The organism is Bacillus sp. 105MF, from assembly GCF_000374885.1.
GTDB lineage: Bacteria > Bacillota > Bacilli > Bacillales > Bacillaceae_G > Bacillus_A > Bacillus_A pseudomycoides.
In genome coordinates this window covers 130,207-147,441 of sequence record NZ_KB895570.1, presented here as the reverse complement: position 1 = coordinate 147,441, position 17,235 = coordinate 130,207, and the positions used below count along the sequence as shown (strand labels likewise).

Below are 17,235 nucleotides of genomic sequence, written 5' to 3'. Positions count from 1 at the left end.
TGGCAATATGAAAATCTAGTTTCATTATATGCTTTTCTGTTAGTATTTCCAACATTTTCACAGGATAATACTAAAAACCGGTGAAACCACCAAATAAACTTGAGAAATACGCTATAATTTTTGTCATCCAATTAAAGTATAAGAATATACCCATAACAATCATGATATATCCGCCTACTTTCACAAACGTCCCACTATGTCGTTTAATCCAAGACATTTTCGTAATAAAAAATGAAAGTATAAAAAATGGTATTGCAAACCCAAGTATGTAAGCAATCATATATAGCATTGCTGATTCTGGATTCGTAGTAGCCAGTCCAATTACAGCTACTAAAATGGGTCCTGTACAAGGTGTCCAGCCAGCAGCAAATGCCAAGCCAATTAAAATAGATCCAATATAACCACTAGGACGACTTTTAAATGTAAATTTTCGATCTTGCATTAAAAACTTTGGTTTAAATACCCCCACAATTACAAGTCCAAATACAATGATGAATAGTGCCCCTAACTGTCTGATTAAATCTTTATAATCTTGGAAAAATGATCCGATAAAACTCGTACCAAAACCAATTGCGATAAAGACAATTGAAAATCCAAGTAAGAAAAACGCCGTATGTATCATACTTCTTTTACGAAGCATCGCATTTTCTTCTTTTAATTCAGAAACTGACATTCCCGTTATGTAAGATAAAAATGCTGGATAAAGCGGTAAGCAACAAGGGGAAATAAATGATAAGAATCCCGCACCAAACGCTAAAAAAATATTAATATCTTGCATCGTTTCACTCCTCTCTTCTACAATATTGTAGCAAAAATGAAAGAAAATACTATGTACAATTCATGAATTCACTATTTACAACATTTTAATAAGAAAAAATAGCTGCACACTGCTATATAAATACAAATTAAAAAGCCGAAATAAAATCCTTCTTTTCAGGTGGGAGAGAGCATCCCGCCATGCATAGAAGCGGTCCGATCCTTTTCCTGCCCCATGCCAAGTGAAAACAAAAAGAGAAAACAAGTAGCAGTCACCTTTTGTTATCCATAACCATGGCTTATATGTCGAAAAATCAAAATGGATTTATATATTCTTTCTGAAGCGGTTTCATTTTCCTTCTATTATAAATATATTCTGTCATTCATTAACATTTCAAAGCTTTTTCTAAACAACAAATCATTTGTATACTTTCCCCCTATACGCTAGGTATTTCCTGTGAAAAATATTTTTTTCAAATGATAACTTTATACAACTCGTTCCCTATCTTACAATACTTCTATAATTATAAATTTCAAGATTATGCATAAATATCATACTTTTATTATTACGCTATAAAATGTCACACTTTTCTTTCATTTGACCCTTCATTTTTAATTTTGTATACTTCCATCTAGTTATATATGTCCGTTTTGGAACAACTTAATATATAGGATGGGAGGAATTTTCATGCTTCGTTATTCTCTTTTAGTTTTATTAGGAGCATGTAGCTATGGAATTTTAGCTATCTTTGTTAAACTTGCATACGCAGAAGGTTTTTCACTTGGAGAAGTAATTGGTAGTCAATATTTGTTCGGTTGGTTTATTTTACTTGGAATTACTCTTCTTTTTTCTAGACACCGCGTTCCACTTAAACAAATGCTTATTTTATTTGTCGCTGGAACATCAGCTAGTTTTACCGGTATCTTTTATTATGCTTCACTGAAAACTGTACCGGCATCTATTGCCATTATACTATTATTCCAATTCGTGTGGGTTGGCATTATCATTGAAGCTGTAGCAACAAAAACATTACCGTCAAGAGAAAAAGTCATTTCTGTTCTCTTTTTACTTGCGGGTACATTCTTATCGAGCGGATTATTAGAAAAATCAGCAGGTGACTTCGATACAACTGGAATCATATTAGGTTTACTATCTGCTGTTACATTTGCAACCTACATTTTTGTAAGTGGTAAGGTCGCTGTCGAAGTGCCCTCATTACCAAGAGGCGTCCTCTTAATGGCTGGTGCTTTAACTTTAGTAATGGTAGTATTCCCACCAACATTTATTTTTAATGGGGCTATTTCACAAGGACTTTGGAAATACGGTTTAGGATTAGGAACATTCAGTATTGTTATTCCATCAATCGCCTTTACAATCGGAATTCCAAAAATCGGTTCCGGCTTAGCCACTATTCTTGGTGCAGCCGAATTACCTGTTACAACAATTATGTCTGTATTCGTTTTAAAAGAAGCGGTACTCTCTTCTCAATGGCTTGGTGTATCACTTATCTTGGTTGGTATTGCAATTCCACAAATTGCATATGCAATGCGCGGACGATATCGAAAACATCATACACATAAGAAAGTTGCTGCATAAGCGAAAAGAGGCTTCTCATTTGAGAAACCTCTTTTTTAGTATATCTTGTATTTATGAATTCCTTGTAAATAATAACATGTGAAAAATTTCAAAATTAATTTAAGGGATATTTTTCTCTTACAGATTCATTAAAAACACTAAACTCCTATATAATTACTAATGAATAGATTTTTTATTTTTATATACTTAAAATATAAATTGAAGTTTATCCTGAGAAAGAAGGCAAAATAGATGAAACCCATCACAAATCAATTAACAGAGAAGCTAATCTCCATCCGCCGTCATTTACATCAATATCCAGAACTATCTTATGAAGAAACAGAAACAACAAAAGCGATACAGAACTGGTTAAACGAAGCTAACATCACAATTATTAGTTCTAATTTAAAAACTGGCGTAATCGCAGAAGTTTCCGGTGATAAGAATGGACCAATTATTGTGCTCCGTGCTGATATTGATGCTCTTCCTATACATGAAGAAACTAATTTATCTTATGCTTCTAAAAATCCTGGTAAAATGCATGCATGTGGACATGATTTTCACACAGCATCTATTCTCGGCGCTGCCTACTTATTAAAAGAAAATGAATCTTCACTTAACGGAACTGTTAGATTCATATTCCAAGCTGCTGAAGAAAGCGGAGACGGAGCATGCAAAGTAATAGAAGCTGGTCATTTAGAAAACGTACAAGCCATTTTTGGTATGCACAATAAGCCCGATTTACCAGTTGGTACAATTGGTATAAAAGATGGACCACTTATGGCCGGCGTTGATCGTTTTGAGATTGAAATACATGGAGTTGGAACACATGCAGCTGTACCTGATGCTGGTGTTGATCCAATTGTTGCCTCTTCTCAAATTGTTATGGCACTACAAACAATTGTAAGCCGAAATGTAAGCTCTTTTCATAACGCTGTCGTGAGTGTAACAAACATTCATTCAGGAAATACATGGAACGTTATCCCTGAAAAAGCAACTTTAGAAGGAACCGTTCGTACATTCCAACCTGAAACACGCCAAAGAATACCAGAACTGATGGAACGTATTATTAAAGGGGTTTCTGATGCACTAGGTGTTGAAACGAAATTGCATTGGTATCCAGGTCCTCCTGCCGTTCATAACGATATAAAACTTACAGAATTATCTACCCATATTGCTCAAGTAATGGGCCTCCAAATTATTTCACCAAAACCTTCTATGGCAGGAGAAGATTTTTCATTTTATCAACAAAACATACCTGGTTCATTCGTCTTTATGGGAACAGCTGGGACACAAGAATGGCATCACCCTGCTTTTACATTAGATGAAGGAGCATTACCTATAAGCGCACAATATTTTGCTTTATTAGCTCAAGAAGCTATTAACAAATTACGATAAAAAAGCCGTTAAGATCATTCTTCTTAACGGCTTTTCCATCTATTATTATGTTAAATCGCGCTTTGAAAATACAGTATAGGAAATACCTAGGAAAACAAGTAAATAAATCATCAGAATACAAGAGGCAAATGGGAATGTTATCCCTGAAACTAAGCTTCCATGTTGTAATATTCCATATAAATCTGTATTTGCCGGTAACAAAAATTTCATCCATTCATATCTAGATGCTGGCATTAAAATGATTCCACCAGATAATGCCACAAATAAAGAAATACCTATTGCACCCCCACTTGATCTTGTTAGAACAGAAATCATAAAAGCAAGCGCTGCATACACAAGAGTTGGTAGCCATTCTAATAGATAATACTGGCTCACATCACCAAAGATATTCCGCTCAATAATACTACCATTTTGTACAATAAATTCCGTCCATGCTGGCTGTTGAAACTTATAAATAACAAACCCACATAACAGTGAGAAAAGCATATTAAATATAAATAGTAATCCAGAAAAAATAACAATCGCAACATATTTCGCTGTTAAAATTTTAAATCGATTCGCCGGGCGAATCATTAAGAATTTATAAGTTCCCCAGTTGTACTCATTTGCAAAAATTGTACTAGCATATACAAGAATAAATGGTAATAAAATCGGAAAAATAATTAATCCGGTATCTCTCATAAAAGTTAGAGGTGAAGCATCTGCAGGTGGTGTATTCGTATCTAAGTGCTTCATTTTAAGCTGATACTCTTTAACGAGCTCATCTCCTGATTTTTGATTTATAATATCCTGTTTCGTACTTCCAAGTTTCTTTTCAATTTCTGCCGTTCGCTCCGTATACTCTGTTTTCCAATCTCCTGATAAAGACGGAAAGTATTTAACAGAAACCCATCCTAAACCAATAACTAAAATTGCAATAACAACAAACGGTATCATTGTTCGCTTTCGCTTAAAGATTTTATACAGTTCGTTATAAACTAAATTAAACAATATCCTTGCCTCCTGTTAATTCTAAAAACTTCTCTTCTAATGTTTTTCTTTCTTCATAAACACGATAAATACGAATACTTTTTTCTGTTAATGTACGAATCACATTTGGAATTTCTTCATTTTCCACAGTAAGAATTAATTCATTATCTTGAATTACGGCATCATACGTTAAAAGATCCGCTGCCCGCTTCACATCATCAACACGTATATGAATCGTCTCCATTTCCAAACTTCCATCTCGTTGAATACTTTGCGTCGTTACATATTCTCCATGTTGAATGATAATGACGCGATCACACATTAATTCAACTTCAGATAATAAATGACTCGATACAAGAACTGCCTTTCCTTGTTCATGTGCAATTTTCTTTATGTACATACGCATCTCATGGATACCATTTGGATCTAACCCGTTTGTTGGTTCATCTAAAATAAGTACATCCGGGTTATGTATAAGTGCTTGTGCAATTCCTAAGCGTTGCCTCATACCAAGTGAATATGCTTTTACTTTTCGGTCAATAACCTGTCCCATACCTAGTAATTGGACAACTTCATCAATGCGATCTTCTGTAACGTTACTATTCATACGCCCAAAATATGTCAAATTTTCATAACCACTTAAAAAAGGATAGAATTCTGGATTTTCGATTACAGCACCAATTTTTGCAGCTGTACTTTCAAATTGCTGTTTTACAGATTGACCATCTATCCAGACTTCACCTTCCGTCATGCGAATCATACCAACCATCATTCGCATTAATGTTGTTTTCCCGGCACCGTTTGGCCCTAATAAACCAACAACTTCGCCTTTCTTTACTTCAAAACTTATATTTTCTACTAATGTCTTTGAGCCGATTCGCTTTGTTAGTTGTTCTACTCTCACTATAGATTGTTTATTTACCATTTTATACAACCTTTCTCTCTAACACTTTTTTCAGTTCTTTACACTGTATCATGATTATTTTCTGCTGTAAAACGAACAAAAAGACATGATGCCTCATGCCTTTTCCTCGACTTTATTTAATTGTTCATATTTAAATTCTTGAATAAATTTATAACATTGCCATATTGATAATAAGATGATTATAACGATCAACACTGTCGTTACTGATACTGCGTATAACGTAATCGGTGCGCTATTTATTCCATGAACTCCTATTAACTTTATAAAAATCACTGTAAATAATTTCAAAAACAGCATCCCATGAATAAAACCAAAAAGAATCGCTCCACCGTAAATCAAAAACTGCTCCTGACATAACAAACAAAATATTTTTCTTTTTTTCATACCGGCAGTTTCATACAACAGTAATTCTTGTTTCCTATTTTTTAAAAATCTTTTTGTCATTTGGTATGTAACAGCAGTGCATACAAAAAACAACAGTACTTCCCCATAATATAGTGTAGCTAACAAAGACGGTATATGCTGTATTTTTTCTACTACCGCTTCATTAGATCGGATAGATATAATGAAAAAATATAGCATTGTACTCATTGCAATCCATATAAATTGCTTTAATCGTTGGGCAGCATAGTTTTGTATATTTTTCTTTGCTAACCGAAATAAAGACATAATTGATTCCCCTACCTTACTTCTTAACGTCCAGTATTCCATACTACTAGTGTATAAAAATATGACTTTTTTAACATCGAACTACAATCGGAGTCTCTACTAGGTCTTAAGTCGCAGAAAAATGACTTTATGTCTAAGGTTACACTGAAACAGGAAGATTCCCATAAAAATCTAATTTACCAGAATGGAGAAAAGGTAAAAGATATGGGTGGGTTTTCTTCTTTCGACTTTAAAGACAAAAAAATAAGATTAGCCGTTGGTCAACAAATGTTTCAACATACGAACAACGAGACTTGGCAATGGTTCATGGGTATTGACGATAGTTCAATGACTGTTTCTGAAAATAGCTTACCTAATATTAATGGGTCTGCATTTGAAGAAATTAGCAGCTCTAAAAAAATAAAATATAATAAAAGAACAGTTCTTGCTGCTTGGATAAAAACAAATAAAAATCATATATCTTCACTCTCTATAGAAGATGAAAGCTCACGCCAACGATTAATTCAAGAAAATGAACATGTCTACTTATTCATTATTGAAATAAAAAGAGGAGATGCATCACAATAGCATCTCCTCTTTTATCACATTTCTGTCACCTTACTTATCATTTTCAACTTCAATTCGTTTTTTTTCTCTCGCAATTTTTAAAAACTCTAACAGCTCAGGATTACTATTTGTTTTCCGATATGCCACTGACATTTCAGCTACAAATTTAGAATCAAATATTGCCTTGTACACCACTTCTGTTTTATATAACTTATTTGCCGATACCGGAATAACGGTTATACCAATTCCTGCAGCTACAAGTCCCATAACGGTTTGATACTCTGTTGCCTCTTGCACAATGTGTGGACTGAATCCAGCATTCCTGCATAACGATAAAATTGTATCGTATAACGCAGGCCAAACAGGTCTTGTTATAAATACAAATGGTTCATCTTGCAAATCTTCAATATGAATTTCTTCTTTCTCTGCTAATGGATGCGCTTTTGGTAAACATAGTGTACACGAAAGCTTTTGAATTGGTTCTAATTCTAGCAATTGTGTATTAATTGGTGGACGTAAAAATCCAACATCAATACGATTATCATGAAGCGCATGAACTTGATCCGGTGTCGATAATTCATGCAGTGCAACAGATACTCTTGGAAACTTCTTTCGATACTCCCTAACAATAGACGGTAAAATATCATATATCGCTGCCCCTACAAATCCAATTGAAAGTGATCCAACTTCTCCCCTTTGTGCACTTTGCGCGACTTCTACTGCCTTCTCAATTTGATCAAATGCTTTTTTCACTTCTTTTAAAAACATCTCTCCTGCTTCTGTCATCTCAACTTTCCGCTTCGTTCTTGAAAATAATGTAACTCCCATCTCTTTCTCTAATTGCTGAATTTGTTGACTTAGCGGTGGCTGTGTCATTTGTAAGCGAGCAGCTGCTCGTCCAAAATGTAGCTCTTCTGCTAGAACAACAAAATATTGCAAATGCCGTAATTCCATTTGAGATCCCCTTTTCGATTAATATGTATAATAAATTAATAACATATAATTTATATATTAGACAAATATTTTGAAAGGACGTATAGTAGAAATTGTTAATTCTTTTTACAATTTTTATGAAAAAAATCGAAAGAGGTGTTACTGTATGAAATGGTGGAAATTAAGCGGACAAATCTTACTATTATTTTGTTTCGCTTGGACAGGTGAATGGATCGCAAAGCAGGCACACCTCCTAATTCCAGGAAGTATTATCGGAATTTTTTTATTATTAATGTCATTAAAATTTAACTTGGTGAAAAAAGAGTGGATTCAAGACGGAGCGGATTTTTTATTAAAAGAACTTATTTTATTTTTTATTCCTTCTGCCGTCGCTGTTATCCGCTACAAAGATACATTATCACAATATGGTATCGATCTCATTTTGATTATCATGATTAGTACCCTTTGTGTAACACTCGTCACTGGAATCTTAACAGAACTGCTATTAAAGCGGAAAGGATCAGCACAATGATCGGCTTTTTTTGTTTACCATTAACACTATTAACATATTGGATTTCTAAGAAACTATATCAGCGCTGGAATTGGAGTATACTTTCACCCCTTCTCGTTTGTCCAATTGTTTTAATCGTGTTATTACTTGGACTAGATACATCTTATGAAACATACGATTCTGGTGGCCATTGGTTAACTGAACTATTAAAACCAGCAACCGTAGCTTTTGCATGGCCCATCTATAAATACTTTGATTTATTAAAAAAACATGCGAGTGCAATTTTAATTAACGTCATTGTCGGTTCATTATTATCTGTTATTACTTCAGCTCTTCTAGCAGATGCTTTTCACATTGATTCATCACTAGAACATAGCTTAGCACCGCACATTGTCACAACACCAATTGCCATGGCAATCTCAGAAATGATTGGCGGTATGTCACAATTAACAGCCGTATTCGTTGTACTTACAGCACTAACTGGAGCACTCTTAGGCCCTTCTCTTATTCGCATATGCCGTATTAAAACCGCCATCGCGAAAGGTATTATGCTAGGTACTAGTGCAAACGGTACAGGTACTTCAAAAGCATTCGAAATCGGACCAGTGGAAGGTACAATTGCAAGTTTATCCATGCTTCTAACAGCTGGCGCAAGTTTAGTCATTGTACCACTTTTCTTATCCTGGTTACATTAAACAACACTATACTCTTATTTTATTTATCCCGATCAATCGGGCTTTGAATAAAAATAAATCATTACAAGAAAAAGAATAGGAACTGTAGTATAACGCTACAATTTCTATCCTTTTCTTAATTCCCTTCTCTCCTACACAAACATAACTATGACTGTGTAATTTTATTTGAAACAAGTAATTTTTCAATACATATAGGCAACATATCTAATAGCGTTTCAAATGCGTAATTTATGTCCAGACGTTCTGTCCATTGATGTGCATCTTTTCCTACTGGTCCCATATTTAATACCGGAACATCAAACTCTTCTAACTCCTGGAGCGGAATTGAATAGCCTTTATCCCATAATGGCATATTTTCTACAAGTGAGCTCATTGAATCAACTGGATACTGTAAGCCTACATAGCTTAAATCTGAAATTCCTCCAAAATAATTTTGATTTTCAAATGTAATTCCATGATTGTAGTGAGCATATCTTTCCATTTCCCCAACTACTTCTTTAATTAAAGGATTGTGACGTGAACTCACAGCTGGATAGTACGGTGGGGCAAAGAAAAGCACAATCATTGGTGCCTTTTCTTTACATAAAATAGCTAATTTATCAACTAAATCAATTGTTACCGCACGATCATCTTTATCTTCTCTATTTTTTATAACAGTAGATTGAATATCAGCTATTTTTTCTTGCCCATGTTGTTCAATTGCATAAGCGATAAGCTCTTCATACGTTAATACATTTACTTTGAGATTAGGCGGTATGAACGGATTATACTTAGAAAAACGATACGCTTGCTTCTCATACGAGTCTTCGATTTTTTCTGCTACTTTCGTTACTTTTTGATGTAACAACGAAATTACATCTGTCATCGTTTTTTCTAGTAAAAATAAATTAAACAATGTGACTGCACGATGAGGAATTTGTACAGAATAATCCTCCTTTAAGTCTCTTTGAAACAAATTAGTTGGTGGAGGGCTCGCTTCGCCTTCTACAATATCACAAAGTTCCGTATTCAATTCTAATTCAGCTGTTAATAATGAAGCCATATAATTAGCATTTAATCCCGCAAAAGGTTCGCCTACATGTGTTTCCTTTCCATAACAAAGGAAACCAGGTAACACCTTACCAATAGAACCTGTGTAAATATACTTATTTTGATCACCAGGATGACGCGTAAACATAGGCTCTGAATTTAAAACCGTTTTATATTCTAGGTTATGTTCTTTTGCTAAATCTAATAATCTTGGAACAGCAGCTCTCATTCCTACAGAGTTCACTTCTTCATCTGGAACAGCTAATAAAAGGACATTTCCGTCAAACTTCCCTTCACAAGCTTGCTCAACCATTGCCATTTGCAAAGCTAGACCACATTTCATATCCATTGTTCCTCTACCAAATAGCCAATCCCCTTTTTCTATATCTTCACGTACATGATTCGGTAGCTCATCTTTATGAGAATAAAACATAGATGTTAATTTTTTAGGGCTAAATGCATCCGCTTTCCAAACCCCATAATCTTGCACATCTACAACATCAAAGTGACTAACAAGAATTACTGTATTTTTTGTATTATTATTTTTCTTTATTAGAGCAGTAACAAAATATCGTCCATCCCTCGTCGGATTTTTTTGCACATGATTGGAATTTTGTTTGAAATAATCTAGATCCGTAAGTTGGCCAACAACAAAATCTGGCAATATAATCTCAGCTTCCGAGCCAGTAATACTAGGAATTTCAACAAGATCGCTTAATAATTGAACCAATTGTTCTTTTGATTGCCATTTTGACATATAAATCCCCCTGTTTTTCCACATAATGAAATTCATTTCCACTATATGAATAAAAAAATGACGACAGACTATCAAAATTATTATTCCGATGTTCTGCCGATTTTTATTGATATTTCATTAGCCGCTTGTTTGACCTTACTAATAAGAAAAGATAGTCGATCATCGTTAATACGATGATTAATTAATCCAATACTTAGTGCTCCTACTACTTTATGATTAAATCCTATAATAGATGCAGCTACTGAAGCTGTTCCTTCTGTTTTCTCACCATAACTCACAGCATATCCTTCATTTCTTATCATTGCGAGTTGATCAAAAAGCATTTGCTTTTGTTCTGGTAAAGAAGAAAGTAACTGTTCTACGATATATTCCATTTCATTTGTTTTCATATTGGCAAGCATCGTTTTATTTGCGGCGCCAATCGAAAGAGGAATCTGTTCCCCTAAGTTATCGATAACTCGAATTTTTAAAGGGCTATCCATTCTTTCAATAATAATAGAATGTGTTCCATTTGGAATGTTCAAGTAAACACTTTCTTCAACTTCAAAGGCCAAACGCTTCATCACTTCTCTTGCAACAGATCTGTAGTCTACCTTCTCTAATTGACGTAACCCTATTTCCATCCACATTGGTCCAGTTGTATACTGTTTTGTTTCTGAAACTTGCGTAACTAATCCATGCTCCATTAGAGAGTTAAGTAACCTATGTACTGTACTAACTGGGAGATGTGTTCTATCAGCTATATCAGAAATAGCCCAATATTCTTTGTCATTTATAGAATTCAATAACTTAATAATACTTATTGCTCGATCAATGGATTGTACCATAACTCGCCTCAACTTTACTTGTAATATGTTAGTATCCTTAATTAACTATCAATTTAACAAAAATTCAAACTGAAATCAATTTAATTATCGAATTTTCTAAAAATAAAAACAACAACTTCTCGGATACAACACTCTTCTAATGTTTCTCCTTCTTCTTGTCCACCACTTGGTACTGACCACCTTTTCGGTTCCTCTTTCTTCCCCTGTAATACCATCAAGATTTCATTTTTTTCATTCACACATATAGCTGCTGTTCCAATCCATCTTTTCATGTGTCTCTCCTCCCATACCTAATATTCTTTCTTATCCTGTTCTTCTCCTTGAAAATAGAGGAAAATGCTGAATTTGTAACGAAAGATTATATCAACTTCAAAGACAACTCATTCCTAGAAATTCAAGCGGAAGGATGAGAGTATGATTTCTAAATATGTTGTGGAGTGTGTCTTTTGTGAAGAAAACCGAAAATCTCGTCAAGCAACTGTCACCGTGTCTGCCACTTCTCATACACTTGCCATTCAAAAAGTAAGAGATGAATGCAAACGCCGCTTTGGAAAAACACTGCTATTACAAACCGAAATTACAGAAGAATTATTTTTACACAAAAAAGAAAGCTGACCATACATTGGTCAGCTTTCTTCATCCGATCATATTTTCACATGAAGATTAGGGGCATCCTCTTTAAGGATCGGGATTTCCCCATTATGTACGCTCCATAATGGGCATCGAACAATATATTTCTATACAATCAAACATTGAATAGAATAGGGCAAAACTTGTTCGCATTTTTAGAAAAGGGATAGGGATATAATACTAGTAATGCGTCGAATACTCGGACGCTACACTCATTATATTATAGTAAATCCTTTTATATGGGAAATATGAATTACTTACATAATTCATACGTAAAACATATTAATCCATCCTTTTATATTTTTAACATTACGAAATAATAGCATTGCCAACATCGCCCCAATTAATGCAAGTGTCATATCCCACTGTGTGTCCCAAACATCTCCTTGTGTTCCAAGGAATGCTTCTGCTCCTGTCCCCGTTAATTTTGCAACTGCAAACTCTAACAACTCATATAATGCACTAAATGCTAAACAAACTGATATTACAAGTAGTTCTAGCCATCCTTTTTTTTGAATCTCAACTACCTTTATAAGTACTTCTCGTGTTAATAATGCTGGAACAAAGCCTTGCATAAAATGCCCAACACGATCATAGTAATTTCTTTCTAAATCATAAGCATCGCGTAGCCAATTGAATAATGGTACTTCTGCATATGTATAATGGCCTCCAATGAGCAATATCAACATATGAATCCAAATCCATACGTATGTGAACGTTGTAAATCGAAAACGTCGATATGTAATCATTAAAATGAGTACTAAAATAGCTGCAGGTGCGACCTCTAAAACCCATGTAAAAGAATCCTTTGGATATATTCCTGATATAAGTAATGCAATCCAAAAACCTACACATAACAATTTATGAAAATGAGCAGACACACCTCTTCCCCCCAGTACTTTATTTCTTATTCCATTAATAACATACATCCAGCTAAAACAGGTGTCATGATCATCGAAAACCTCAAAATAATACGAGGTGCATAATTTGTAAACTTCGCGCCTATATATGCCCCGAGCATTGTTCCCATTAAAACTTGTACTAATAACATGTAATCTAAATATCCTGCTGAAGTATATCCAACTCCTCCACCAATTGCAATTGGTAAAATAACAAGCATTGTAGTCCCTACTGACTGATGAATTGATAAGCCTAGTAATACCATTAATCCTAGTTGAATGAAAGGTGCTGAACCAATTCCAAATGCTCCTGCTAATATCCCAGTTGCAATTCCTAACATAGCTCCTTTTCCTAATACATATGGAGATAACTGATCTGATAAACTAGCAGACCACTCTTTTTGATTTTGCACAAAAAACAAACGAACTAACATGCATATCGCTGATAAAAATAACATACCAGCCGTAAACCAATGAAGGAGCTGTGCAGGAATCCCAGCACCAATTTTAGATCCAACATATGATCCAAGCGCACCAAATCCTCCTACAACACAGCCAATTTTCATGACAACATTTCTTTCTCGATAATGACTTATCACTCCAGAAAGTGTTGTAAATGCCATTGCTGTTAATGATGTCGCGAGCGCTATGTGAATTGGCACATGAAATACGAGAGTGTGCACTGCAATAATAAACCCAGCTCCACCTGCTCCAACAAACCCTAATAAAATCCCCATTAGAAACATTGTAATAATAATAGCCACTTTCTTTCCCCTCCAATGGCTCTATTATCTTATATATTTCTTTTTTAGCAAATAAAAAAGCATCCACATAGGATGCTTTTCACTATTTTTCTATATTCATTATATGTACTCTGTTAATCTTGATTAATTAAAATGACTGCTGGCCCAGATACTACCACTCCAGCGACTTCAATTTTTTCAAATTCTTTAACTGTAATAGATATAACCCCTTCTCTTTCCATCAATTCCTTACTCAAGGCTTCAGTTGGTATTTTTTTCACCGTCTTACCTCCTTTTCATTCTTGTTACCTTATATCAGTAATATCTTGTCATGAATCTGGCATGTAAGATTATGAAATTGTTCCAATGCATCCATATATACACTCCCCCTGCCATTTTCATTCCTTATTCCATAAAGAATATACGATTCCTTTTTGTAGCATATTGAAAAAAAAATAAAAAAGCATCCTGTACGGATGCTTTCATCAGTTTGATTCACGTGAAAATTTTGTATACACACCAATACCTGCAAGCAATACCCCTAGCCCCGCAAACATTGTACCTAGGCCTAAAAAGAATGAACCGAGTGTTTGTAAATCTTCCATATGTATATCCTCTTTTCGTGTTATCTTCATATTAAATAAATCAATTGTATATCATTCCCTATTTTAATTCCATTTATTTTTAGAAAATTCTAACTTTCCAGCGTCCCTCTGACCAATAAAGTGAAACTTTAATCAGCGGATACTTTTCTTCAGCTCTCACCAATGAGACTTTTACGGGCAGTTGATTTCCCATCTAACTTCTTTGTTTTCACTGAATTTTGAAGCTTGGACTACTGGTTCAGAAAGCTCTGCACCTGTTACATGCTGCAAATCAACAGAATCGTATAAAGGAGTTGATTTTATAATATGTACGAGAAATTCTCCTTACACTTCACTTTCAACCACTTGATTATCTCCTCGGCTAACCTCGCCTTCCATATACTCTTTCATATGTTCCTCAATGCTTTTTAACGCTTATTCATCCGTCGATATTGCTACTGTTTTTTCTACTGGGGCTGCAAATGAAGAAGTTGGCACCCTTACAACTTAAAGTGCAATTAACATTGCTAAAACATTATAAATTCCTTTTTTTCATGATACTTGTTTAACGCGTTATATATTGAATCATTTCGTGTTAACTTCCCTCCTTTTCTAACATAATAAAAGTTATTTAGTAATCTAATAAACTTCTATATTACAAAACTAGTTTAAAGTATAATGAAATTTTCCCAATTCACATAGACAAGAAATCCCATTTTTCACTTTTTTACATTCATTAACAAAAAAACAGAAGACCATAACTCATAATGATCTTCTGCTTTTCATTTCAATCTTTATATAACCTATGCTCTACCACCTTATCATCATTATCAAATTGAAGAATGAGCCATTCACTATCTATAGGAATAAACCCTCTTTCATCTCCAAGGTAATAAATAGTTTGATTCATTTCCTCAAAACGCCTTGTCTCAGTTGGTTTTCCTAACAATTGTACAATCTCTTTCTTAGGTTTTCCCACTAGTTTATGTTTCGTTAGAAGATCATCTATCATATATACTCGTTTCCGTTCATCTTTTAGCCATCTATCTGTTTGAAACTTTGAATTATACTCATTTACACCTAGTTGTACGATACAAATACTGAATAATATCGCTCCCACAATTGTAATACTTTTAAATATGCCCTTATTATTACCACCAGAAAAATGAAAAACGATCCACTGAAGAGCCAGTAAAAGAATAAACGGAATTGATACCACTAAAATACTCACAGTATTATAAGACGAATGAGTCATGCTAATGATGAATATGAAAGCGATACATATAAACAAATATAAAAAAACATAAACATACAATGTTGCCCGTAATAAAAAATCTCTATACGCTCCCAATGAAAAATCACCTTTATCACATCAGGTTTTTTACAACTTCACTTCTCCCATACATTCAATCATTTCTTTTATCCCTTGTAATTCTTGCACTGTATATAGTACTTTCCCTTCCAATCTTTCCTTTCTAAAATACGTAACAAGTTGCTCTCTATCCTTCAACCTCGGAAGTACTTCATTGGAAAGATCGATCATTTCATTTCCACTTCCATTTGTCTCATTGCCGAAATATACAGTGGGCTTAACTTCTTCTTTTAGAGCTTGCGAATGAACCTCTTTCAAGTAATCATATACAATTGTTGAAAGATGTTTTGCTTTATAAACGGGGTTTCCTACGTTTTCTACCATTAGAGTCATTGAATCTCCCTTTTTCATAAAAACAAATGTCTCTTCCTTCTCATATTCATTTTGATACTTACCAATCTCATCAATCATAAATGAATATACCCCTGCATTTTCTTTCGTCAATCCGTGTATCATTCTTCCTTGCCATTCTGTTGTCTCAATTACATATATTCCGGTTGTCGATAACAATATATGATCAACTCGAGTATTCCCCATTTTATTTCCTCTTCTACTATGTACTTTGGGAAGAAATATATTTGGAATAATATGTAGTTCGTCTTCAGTTATGATTCCTTCCTGAACAAATCCCCGTTTCATATAATGTAATATTTCATGCGTATTCATTTCTTCACCATTTCTAGAATACGCTCTTAATTCTGTAATTAGATCTTGTAACATATGTATCTCATTACTGTGTTTCTGTTGCATTTCACTACGCTCTTTACTATGCTGCATCGCTAATTGATTCTTCATCACTCTCATGTTTTCTACTTCTCTAGCTGCACTCTCTTTTAAATTATTGTACTTTTTACGCTCTATGTTTTTTAATGTCTCCTGCTTTTCTTCATAATCCGCTACAGCTGCAGCCATCTCACTCTGATAGTTTTCTATTGACTTTGTCTTTTCAAATTCCACTTGTTGGTTTTCTGATTCTAACTGTTTATTCTTATAAAACAGTACAAATACTCCAGCTAATAAAGCTAAAATTGCACATATAAGTACATATTCCATCTTTTTTCTCCTTTATGGCTTAGTAAAATATTACCTAAACTTTTAAAATCAATTTTATTCTATTATACTACGTATTAAAATAACTCTCTGTAAAATTTGGATATACTTTTCACAGATAGCGATGGGTATCTCTCGGAATATAGCAAATGGTTTAACAAATATGTTGAAATTGAAGTTGATAGAATACATATTGAATTTTTAAAAGTAGAGTAAAAATATCGATAATCAGATATGATAGTATAAAAAAGCCTTCAGGAAAACCTTGTTCTCGCAGTTTTTCCTGAAGACCTCTTATATTTTGAAGTAAATATATATTTTAATTTATAATTCTTTGCCTTACTACATTTAGACCTGATTATTTAC

General features: G+C 34.0%; 18 protein-coding genes and 1 pseudogene. 6 read left to right on the top strand and 13 right to left on the bottom strand.

Annotated elements, in window-relative coordinates; genetic code table 11:
* Window positions 1–70: 70 nt before the first annotated feature.
* On the bottom strand, window positions 71–778 hold the full coding sequence (locus C564_RS0110535) for a cytochrome c biogenesis CcdA family protein (protein WP_003199170.1): 708 nt from the start codon (window positions 776–778) through the stop codon (window positions 71–73).
* Between the two features lie 666 nt (window positions 779–1,444).
* On the opposite strand from C564_RS0110535, the gene C564_RS0110530 reads away from it, so the two are divergent.
* Both C564_RS0110530 and C564_RS0110525 read left to right on the top strand, forming a co-directional pair.
* A complete protein-coding gene (locus C564_RS0110530) occupies window positions 1,445–2,353 on the top strand; it encodes an EamA family transporter (protein WP_018765307.1) in 909 nt (302 codons plus the stop codon).
* Window positions 2,354–2,584: 231 nt separating this feature from the next.
* Complete coding sequence (locus C564_RS0110525) at window positions 2,585–3,730, top strand: M20 peptidase aminoacylase family protein (RefSeq protein ID WP_018765306.1); 1,146 nt, start codon at window positions 2,585–2,587, stop codon at window positions 3,728–3,730.
* Between the two features lie 45 nt (window positions 3,731–3,775).
* Here C564_RS0110525 and C564_RS0110520 read toward each other — a convergent pair whose 3' ends face one another.
* The 3 genes from C564_RS0110520 to C564_RS0110510 form a co-directional block, all read right to left on the bottom strand.
* Window positions 3,776–4,720, bottom strand: a complete 945-nt coding sequence (locus tag C564_RS0110520; RefSeq protein ID WP_018765305.1) for an ABC transporter permease — start codon at window positions 4,718–4,720, stop codon at window positions 3,776–3,778.
* Entirely contained in the window at window positions 4,713–5,624 is a 912-nt protein-coding gene (locus C564_RS0110515) for an ABC transporter ATP-binding protein (protein WP_003199178.1), read from the bottom strand. Before C564_RS0110515 ends, C564_RS0110520 begins: the two co-directional genes overlap by 8 nt.
* A gap of 93 nt (window positions 5,625–5,717) precedes the next feature.
* A complete protein-coding gene (locus C564_RS0110510) occupies window positions 5,718–6,293 on the bottom strand; it encodes an ABC transporter permease (protein ID WP_018765304.1) in 576 nt (191 codons plus the stop codon).
* A gap of 129 nt (window positions 6,294–6,422) precedes the next feature.
* Here C564_RS0110510 and C564_RS0110505 point away from each other — a divergent pair, with 129 nt between their 5' ends.
* On the top strand, window positions 6,423–6,860 hold the full coding sequence (locus C564_RS0110505; RefSeq protein ID WP_003199180.1) for a hypothetical protein: 438 nt from the start codon (window positions 6,423–6,425) through the stop codon (window positions 6,858–6,860).
* Between the two features lie 30 nt (window positions 6,861–6,890).
* Here C564_RS0110505 and alsR read toward each other — a convergent pair whose 3' ends face one another.
* Window positions 6,891–7,793, bottom strand: a complete 903-nt coding sequence (alsR, locus tag C564_RS0110500; protein ID WP_018765303.1) for an acetoin biosynthesis transcriptional regulator AlsR — start codon at window positions 7,791–7,793, stop codon at window positions 6,891–6,893.
* A 145-nt stretch (window positions 7,794–7,938) separates the two neighbouring features.
* On the opposite strand from alsR, the gene C564_RS0110495 reads away from it, so the two are divergent.
* Window positions 7,939–8,304: a CidA/LrgA family holin-like protein gene (locus C564_RS0110495; protein ID WP_018765302.1), complete on the top strand. Its 366-nt coding sequence runs from the start codon at window positions 7,939–7,941 to the stop codon at window positions 8,302–8,304.
* Window positions 8,301–8,978 (top strand): LrgB family protein, encoded by a 678-nt coding sequence (locus C564_RS0110490; RefSeq protein ID WP_018765301.1) that lies wholly within the window; start codon window positions 8,301–8,303, stop codon window positions 8,976–8,978. Before C564_RS0110495 ends, C564_RS0110490 begins: the two co-directional genes overlap by 4 nt.
* Before the next feature lie 145 nt (window positions 8,979–9,123).
* On the opposite strand, the gene C564_RS0110485 is transcribed toward C564_RS0110490, so the two are convergent.
* From C564_RS0110485 to C564_RS0110475, 3 genes and pseudogenes are all read right to left on the bottom strand, one after another.
* On the bottom strand, window positions 9,124–10,764 hold the full coding sequence (locus tag C564_RS0110485; protein ID WP_018765300.1) for a M20/M25/M40 family metallo-hydrolase: 1,641 nt from the start codon (window positions 10,762–10,764) through the stop codon (window positions 9,124–9,126).
* A gap of 80 nt (window positions 10,765–10,844) precedes the next feature.
* Window positions 10,845–11,591: an IclR family transcriptional regulator gene (locus tag C564_RS0110480; protein WP_018765299.1), complete on the bottom strand. Its 747-nt coding sequence runs from the start codon at window positions 11,589–11,591 to the stop codon at window positions 10,845–10,847.
* A 113-nt stretch (window positions 11,592–11,704) separates the two neighbouring features.
* A pseudogene (locus C564_RS0110475) lies at window positions 11,705–11,863 on the bottom strand (NUDIX hydrolase); the annotation flags it as partial.
* A 142-nt stretch (window positions 11,864–12,005) separates the two neighbouring features.
* On the opposite strand from C564_RS0110475, the gene C564_RS0110470 reads away from it, so the two are divergent.
* Complete coding sequence (locus C564_RS0110470) at window positions 12,006–12,206, top strand: DUF3903 domain-containing protein (RefSeq protein WP_016115767.1); 201 nt, start codon at window positions 12,006–12,008, stop codon at window positions 12,204–12,206.
* A gap of 281 nt (window positions 12,207–12,487) precedes the next feature.
* Here C564_RS0110470 and C564_RS0110465 read toward each other — a convergent pair whose 3' ends face one another.
* The 5 genes from C564_RS0110465 to C564_RS0110440 all read right to left on the bottom strand — a co-directional run bounded on the left by C564_RS0110465 (window position 12,488) and on the right by C564_RS0110440 (window position 16,872).
* Window positions 12,488–13,102, bottom strand: coding sequence for a DUF2238 domain-containing protein (locus C564_RS0110465; protein ID WP_018765298.1), 615 nt, complete (start codon window positions 13,100–13,102; stop codon window positions 12,488–12,490).
* A 26-nt stretch (window positions 13,103–13,128) separates the two neighbouring features.
* Window positions 13,129–13,884 (bottom strand): sulfite exporter TauE/SafE family protein, encoded by a 756-nt coding sequence (locus tag C564_RS0110460; protein ID WP_018765297.1) that lies wholly within the window; start codon window positions 13,882–13,884, stop codon window positions 13,129–13,131.
* Between the two features lie 113 nt (window positions 13,885–13,997).
* On the bottom strand, window positions 13,998–14,144 hold the full coding sequence (locus C564_RS36140; RefSeq protein ID WP_003199195.1) for a BC1881 family protein: 147 nt from the start codon (window positions 14,142–14,144) through the stop codon (window positions 13,998–14,000).
* A 1,090-nt stretch (window positions 14,145–15,234) separates the two neighbouring features.
* The gene (locus C564_RS0110445; protein WP_018765296.1) at window positions 15,235–15,798 is read right to left on the bottom strand and encodes a hypothetical protein; all 564 of its coding nucleotides are present in this window, start codon (window positions 15,796–15,798) and stop codon (window positions 15,235–15,237) included.
* Window positions 15,799–15,828: 30 nt separating this feature from the next.
* A complete protein-coding gene (locus C564_RS0110440) occupies window positions 15,829–16,872 on the bottom strand; it encodes a nuclease-related domain-containing protein (protein ID WP_018765295.1) in 1,044 nt (347 codons plus the stop codon).
* Window positions 16,873–17,235: the final 363 nt, after the last annotated feature.